This window comes from Vibrio sp. 1580 (genome assembly GCF_033340055.1).
On record NZ_JAWOVT010000008.1, the window covers coordinates 84,096 to 91,175 of the forward strand.

6 protein-coding genes are annotated in these 7,080 nt (G+C 43.6%); 5 read left to right on the top strand and 1 reads right to left on the bottom strand.

From position 1 onward, the window contains the following. Positions 1–39 precede the first annotated feature (39 nt). Positions 40–1,089: a TMAO reductase system periplasmic protein TorT gene (gene torT / locus R7093_RS14415; RefSeq protein WP_080960073.1), complete on the top strand. Its 1,050-nt coding sequence runs from the start codon at positions 40–42 to the stop codon at positions 1,087–1,089. Between the two features lie 64 nt (positions 1,090–1,153). Further along, positions 1,154–1,609: a methylglyoxal synthase gene (locus R7093_RS14420; RefSeq protein WP_005376571.1), complete on the top strand. Its 456-nt coding sequence runs from the start codon at positions 1,154–1,156 to the stop codon at positions 1,607–1,609. Positions 1,610–1,686: 77 nt separating this feature from the next. On the opposite strand, the gene helD is transcribed toward R7093_RS14420, so the two are convergent. Further along, a complete protein-coding gene (gene helD / locus R7093_RS14425; RefSeq protein ID WP_213898393.1) occupies positions 1,687–3,756 on the bottom strand; it encodes a DNA helicase IV in 2,070 nt (689 codons plus the stop codon). A 324-nt stretch (positions 3,757–4,080) separates the two neighbouring features. Here helD and yccS point away from each other — a divergent pair, with 324 nt between their 5' ends. The 3 genes from yccS (at position 4,081) to R7093_RS14440 (ending at position 7,037) form a co-directional block, all read left to right on the top strand. Continuing rightward, on the top strand, positions 4,081–6,234 hold the full coding sequence (gene yccS / locus R7093_RS14430; RefSeq protein ID WP_005376573.1) for a YccS family putative transporter: 2,154 nt from the start codon (positions 4,081–4,083) through the stop codon (positions 6,232–6,234). Between the two features lie 189 nt (positions 6,235–6,423). Further along, on the top strand, positions 6,424–6,654 hold the full coding sequence (locus R7093_RS14435) for a hypothetical protein (RefSeq protein ID WP_005376575.1): 231 nt from the start codon (positions 6,424–6,426) through the stop codon (positions 6,652–6,654). An 80-nt stretch (positions 6,655–6,734) separates the two neighbouring features. Further along, positions 6,735–7,037, top strand: coding sequence for a hypothetical protein (locus R7093_RS14440; protein ID WP_047101396.1), 303 nt, complete (start codon positions 6,735–6,737; stop codon positions 7,035–7,037). The last annotated feature ends 43 nt before the right edge of the window (positions 7,038–7,080 follow it).

Consider the following 7,080-nt stretch of genomic DNA (forward strand, 5'->3'; position numbering starts at 1 on the left):
TCATGACCTTAATGTTCGTGTTCAGCGACATATTACGTTATATTTTGCAGTGTTTACTTAATCTATGCCAACGAACTTCATTTCATGGTTAAAAATCAACACGCATTTCGCACATTTTTCAAACATTCTGCAGCCACTTTAACCCTAGTTGCTTCTTTGCCAGCGGTTGCCGCAGAGAAAATATGTGCAATATACCCTCACCTAAAGGATTCATACTGGTTGTCAGTAAACTATGGAATGGTGTCCGAAGCGAAAAGAGAAGGTGTCGAGCTACGAGTCCTTGAAGCGGGCGGCTACCCAAACAAAACCCGTCAAGAACAACAACTCGCACTGTGTAACCAATGGGGAGCAGATGCGGTTATCCTTGGGACCGTGGACCCACAGGCTTACGAGCATTCACTTAAAAATTGGGTGGGGAATACTCCCGTTTTTGCTACTGTGAACCAACTCGACTTGGATGAAGAACAAAGTGAGTTGCTAAAAGGGACTGTCGGTGTTGACTGGCATTGGATGGGATACGAAGCGGGTCAATATTTGGCAGCTCGCCATCCAAAGGGGTCAGGAAAAACCAACATTGCCTTACTTTTGGGGCCGCGAACTCGTGGTGGTACGAAACCCGTTACTGCCGGATTTTATGAAGCGATACAAGGAAGTGATATCAACATTGTTGACTCATTTTGGGCAGACAACGACAAGGAGTTACAACGTAACCTAGTTCAACGTGTGATCGATATGGGAAATATAGATTACATTGTTGGCAGTGCAGTGGCGATTGAAGCGGCCATCAGTGAGCTGCGTAGTGCCGGCAAAGCTGAGGAGATCGGTTTAGTTTCTGTGTACTTAAGTCATGGTGTATATCGAGGCCTGTTACGTAACAAAGTACTCTTCGCACCAACAGATAAAATGGTGCAGCAAGGTCGGCTTTCCGTGATGCAAGCAACGCATTACTTAAGAGGTGAAGCTTATGACAAACATGCCTCACCAACCATCAAACCACTGACTCCGAAGACGCTTCATGACGACACGATCGAAGAATCGTTATCTCCGTCAGAATATAGGCCGACATTCCGTGTTAAGGCTGTTGATTGAAAGACCAAAAACGTGTTCTATTGAGTCACAACAATTTTAAAATCATACAAACGGAAACATCTTGATGCAAAAAACCATTCGTACCATGCCAACCCATAAACATGTGGCTTTGGTTGCTCACGACAACTGCAAACCTGAGCTACTTCGCTGGGTAAAAGAAAACAAAGAAAAGCTACAGAGTCACTTCCTTTACGCAACTGGCACGACAGGACACATGCTGAGTAAAGAAACTGGACTTGCGATCAAGAGCATGATCAGTGGTCCGATGGGCGGTGATCAACAACTAGGCGCTCTCATTTCAGAAGGCAAAATCGACGTTCTCGTTTTCTTTTGGGATCCACTGAATGCCGTACCTCACGACCCAGATGTTAAAGCGCTTCTTCGTATTGCTAGTGTTTGGAATATTCCTGTAGCAACGAACCGAGCCACCGCTAAGTTCCTGTTTAACTCCCCTCTTCTTGAGCAAGAAGTAGACATCGAAGTACCGGATTACGAAGCCTATCTTGCTGAGCGCATGTAAGCTTTGATGCCAACCAAATAAAGCAAGGGCGATACCAAGTATCGCCCTTGCTGTTTTTAACATTCTAAACGTTGCATTTAACGGGAAGTCACGATGGGATAGTCACCATTAACGAGCTCTTGAACGAATGCAGATCCCGCGCCAGTATGCGTGATCCAAACCTTCTCTTTCGCACGTGTAATCGCCACGTAAAATAGCCTGCGCTCTTCTGCGTAAGGGAATTTGTCTTTGGACTCCGTCAACGCACCATCAATGTGAATTTGCTTCTTCTTAGCGGGGAATTGCCCCTCATCCACAGAAAGAATAATCACAAAGTCAGCTTCGCGTCCTTTACTCGCATGGCAAGTCATAAAGCGAATATCGAGATTAGGGAAACGTCGCAACCAATCGTCGAACAAATCGGGCTTATGATAATGGTTACGTCCTAGCAATAAAACTGACTTGGTTTGCTTGGCTTGTTGATTCAAGTGATCCAAGATCTTTTCCACTTGATTGCTCGGCGCGGTATGTACGCTCTTCTGCTTGCGTTGTTTGTGGCTGTTTAGTGTTTTCGGCAACTGCGATGGGTTTTGCTGCACGAATGTATTCGCTACATCACCAATCTGATTGTTGAAACGATAAGTTGTATCTAAGTGATGAACGGTAGAGTGAGCAAAGCGTTCTTTAAAGCCAGTGATAAGATCGACATCCGCTCCTGCAAACTGATAGATCGCTTGCCAATCGTCGCCAACAGCAAACAACGTCGCACCTGCTTGTTTCTGAGTGGATTCACACAGTGCTTCAATCAATGCCAGACGATCTGGAGAGATATCTTGATACTCATCGACCATAATAAAGCGCCATGGCGAGACAAACTTCCCTTTATTCACATAATCTGTCGCACGACTGATCATGGTTGGGAAATCCACTTGGTTGCTTTCTTTAAGCATTTTCTGCCACGCTGTAAAACATGGCCAGCATAAGGCGAGTTCACTATTTAAACGCGTATAGTCTTGGTGGTTTACGAGCTTTTCTTGTACTTGCTTTTTGGTCAACCCTACCGACGCTAAATGAGACAGCTGCGAATCTAGCCAAGCGATCAGTTTTGGATTTTCTGAATGGCTTCCTAACTCATCATCCCCTTTTAGGTACGCAATCGGCCATTTGTCTAAATGTTTTTGCCAACGTTTAAAGTTGGTGGGTGTCATCCAATGTTTTTTCAACCAGTCTACACACCATGCTGTTCGTTGATTTTCGTCCAACGCTAAAGGACTAATTTCGACAGGTTGCTCTTCGACTTGTTTAAGAATATACAAACCCAACTGATGGAATGTGTTTACGCGCACACCGTCTGCCGCCATGCCCACTTTATCTACTAAGCGTTCTTTCATTTCAGTCGCCGCATCACGACCGAACGCTAACATGAGAAGCTCTTCTGCTTGAGCTTGATGGCTTTGCAACAAATAGGCAACTCGTGCGGTTAAAACGCTGGTTTTGCCCGAGCCGGCCCCAGCAAGAACTAAGTTGTGGTCGTCGTTGAGCAATACCGCATATTGCTGGGATAAATTCAAAGGAGAGGATTCAATTTGATTAAACAGCACTTCCCAATTTGGACGTTCTGCTTCTAGCCAATCGCGATTACGCTCACCAAGCGCCTCAGAGGTATCAATGAGCCAAGGCTCTATTTGCGACATACGATTCGGCATTCGCATTTTGGCTTCTTCTAGGGTGGTTTTCATCTCGCTTAACTCTTGGTTAAGGCTTTCAACCCAGGAGACCACTTGAGAATGCGATAAGTAAGCAGGCAAGTGCTTTAGTTTGTAAAGCTCTTCTTCCCACTTAGGTAGATACTCAGCCAGTTTTCGGCACTGAGTGTTGTGCCACTCTTGATATTGACGAACGGCCTCAAGCGCGAACTTTCGGCATTGTGGCCACGGTAAACCTTGGACTAGCCAGCTTTGTTGTTTGCCTTCGTGTTCATGAGCAAAAAACTGTAAAGAGCTCCATAATAACCCACGCTTTACGCTAACTTTGCCATTCCAGATCGTAAAAGGAATATGTTCTTCACTGCCTATCGAGCTTAATAAAACACTGTTCTCTTTTATTTCGACGTGATGGTACTCATTTTGAATAAAAAACTGTGCTTTGCTAGTGGCAGTAAGCTGCATGAAACGTGCGCCTTTTAGTTTAGAAGTTGTCGATTTATATCATTTTAAGGCGCTAAATTGTAGCAACGGCGAGCACCTAAGTAAGCTTCTTCTTCTATTCTTTAATAAAATTCACATTACTGTCGATTTAATAACCTAAAGCTGAGGTTATTTGAAGCTGGCTTTACAATCTTAAATACATGACATGGCAGCTTTAATATAAGTCAATGACATCCCTGCTGATTTTATCAGCAACCACGAATTTTTCTTAAAGTAAATCATAAACGCGCTATAGTGGGTCTGGTAGTATTCCCCCTGTTCTTCATCGGAAACATAAGGCGCATTGTGCAAGCAACTTCTAAATTTCGGCTATATTGGGCAAACAAGACGATAAATTACAGCGTTCTTATCCTCATTACCTTACTGGGTGTGGTTATCCCAACTTGGTACTTCGAGCAAAACACGCTGATAACGCCATTAATATTAGGCGTTATTGCTGCTGCTTTGGCTGAAAGTGATGACAGTTTCACTGGACGCATCAAGGCTCTGATTCTCACCTTTCTCTGTTTTGCGCTTGCTGCTTTTTCAATTGAAATCTTGTTCGATACCCCTTGGGCTTTTGCGTTGGGATTATTTATCTCAACCTTCGGCTTCATCATTCTTGGGGCGATAGGTCCTAAGTACGCGAGTATTGCTTTTGGTTCGTTGCTGATCGCTATTTATACTATGCTTGGCGCACATGAAAGCACCAACATTTGGTTTCAGCCACTACTGCTTTTAACTGGTGCCGCCTGGTATTACTTCATGTCCATGATTTGGCAGATATTTTGGCCCCTTCAACCTGTGCAACAAAGCCTAGCCAATGTGTTCTTCCAAATGGCGAATTATCTTGATGCGAAAGCCAAGCTTTTTCACCCTGTGACCAACTTGACGCCACAACCGCTACGGATTGAAGCTGCAAAATGCAATGCTGCCACGGTTACGGCACTAAACGCTTGTAAAACCACATTACTTAACCGATCGAAACGGGGTCACATTGATGGGCCTAGTGACCGATTTTTAAATATTTATTTCATCGCTCAAGACATTCACGAACGAGTCAGTTCTAGCCATTATCGCTATCAGGATTTAGCGACCGAATTTGAACGTTCTGATGTGCTGTTTCGTTTTAAATATCTTTTGGAGTCTCAAGCCCAAGCGTGTCGTGATATTGCACTAGCCATTCAGCTAGGAAATGAATACTCCCATACCGATCAATCTATTCTGGCATTAGCTGAAGTACAGAACTCTCTTGCTTATCTAGAAGAACAAAAGCAAGGGCACTGGAAACGTCTGCTGATGCAGTTAACATATTTATTCAACAACTTAGCGACGGTAGAAAAACAACTTAATAACATTAACAACCCAGATGTTGAAGGCCTCGAAGAAGATACCCTCGCCGATACCAACCCACACACGCTAAAGGCGATGTGGCAGCGTATATCAGCAAATTTACACAAAGATTCGATGCTGTTTCGGCATGCATTACGTATGTCAATTGCCTTAACGATTGGCTATGGAATCATTCAAATATTCAACATCGACCGAGGTTACTGGATACTCTTAACCACTTTATTCGTATGCCAACCGAACTACAGTGCCACTCGCCAAAAATTGACGGCGCGAGTAATAGGTACATTAGCTGGTTTGTTGATTGGTGTACCATTGCTGACTTTTTTCCCTTCTCAAGAAAGCCAGTTAGTATTTATCGTTATCTCTGGTGTGATGTTTTTCGCCTTCCGGATGAACAACTATGGGTACGCGACTGGTTTTATTACACTGCTCGTCCTCTTCTTATTTAATCAACTAGGTGAAGGTTACGCAGTTGTCCTTCCTCGACTAGCAGATACCCTCATCGGGTGTGTGCTTGCAGTAGGGGCAGTATTAGTTATTTTGCCCGACTGGCAGTCGAGAAGGCTTCACAAAGTTATGTCGGATGCGATAGAGGCGAACAAGCAGTATCTCGATCAGATCATTGGTCAGTATAGAATCGGCAAGAAAGACAATTTGAGTTACCGTATCGCTCGCCGCCAGGCCCACAATAATGATGCCTCACTCTCTTCTGCGATTAGTACGATGCTGGCGGAGCCTGGCAAATATCGCGCAGCTGTTGATGAAAGTTTTCGCTTCCTAACGTTAAATCACGCAATGTTGAACTATATTTCTGCATTAGGCGCGCACAGAACTCGCATCGAAGATGAGTCAATTCATAAACTCGTTTTAGATGCTCACCGTTGTATTCATCAGCATCTGGATGTACTTCATAAACAGCTTCACCAGCATTGTGAGGAGTGTGACCTATCTAATATTGATGATGCTGGACTCGAGCAACGCTTAAACGAATGGCGCGATGAAGACGACAGCTCTGCCCGCATGGTATTGCAGCAACTTCATCTTATCTATCGCATGCTCCCAGAGCTTCATTCACTTGCTAGTAAGTTTGCCGTCAGGGTAAGTTAGTAACATTCAAACCATATGTAAGAGGGAAGCGCTATATCGCTTCCCTTTTTCTTTTTACGTTTCCATCTACCCCAAAGTGGGTAATTATGTACCTTCTTAGGAAAAATCTGACGTATCACTTAACACACCTTGACAATATTCGGACAAAAAGCAATCGATCAAATTCTAATCTATTTTGGTTGAATAAATATGTTGTATCCAAAGGATGAAGAATTTCGGGCAACGACGGATAAACCGAATCACGACGAAGGTATTGAGATGAACGCACAACAATTTAATGAACTTAAGCAAAAGCTCAGTGATTTAACGGCAAGTCAGTTAAAGTCATTACAAGGTGAGATCAGCGTGAAACTAAATAAAGCGCAAAAACCGGTTCTATCTGGTGAAGAAAGAGAAATGCTTGCCAAACTGTTTGCCTAATCAAGTCATTGATATAAAACACTTGAACGTTTTATAAACTCCACCTATGCTCTCACTATCATAATGTTGGGAGTAGTGATATGCCTGTATCGGGAATTCAATCTGGATACCACATCGTTCAGATGTCACAACAAATGGCCGAGAAAGCTGCACATGGCATTAGCAATAATGTAAGTAAGGTAAAAGAAGAGCTTTCTGATCACAACATCGATTTAGCTGCGGTTGCGGATGTCGCAATAACAGCCTCAACACCTAGCCTTCCCTCTCAAAAAGTTGAATCTCTCATCAACCTCGCACAAGCCGCTGGTTATAACCGAGTTGGCGCGTCTGTCATAGAGAAAAACAATGAAATCATTGGCAGCTTGCTAGACATCCACGTTTAGGCGATTTAACGTCAAATTATCGCTATTTTAATTTCCAACTATC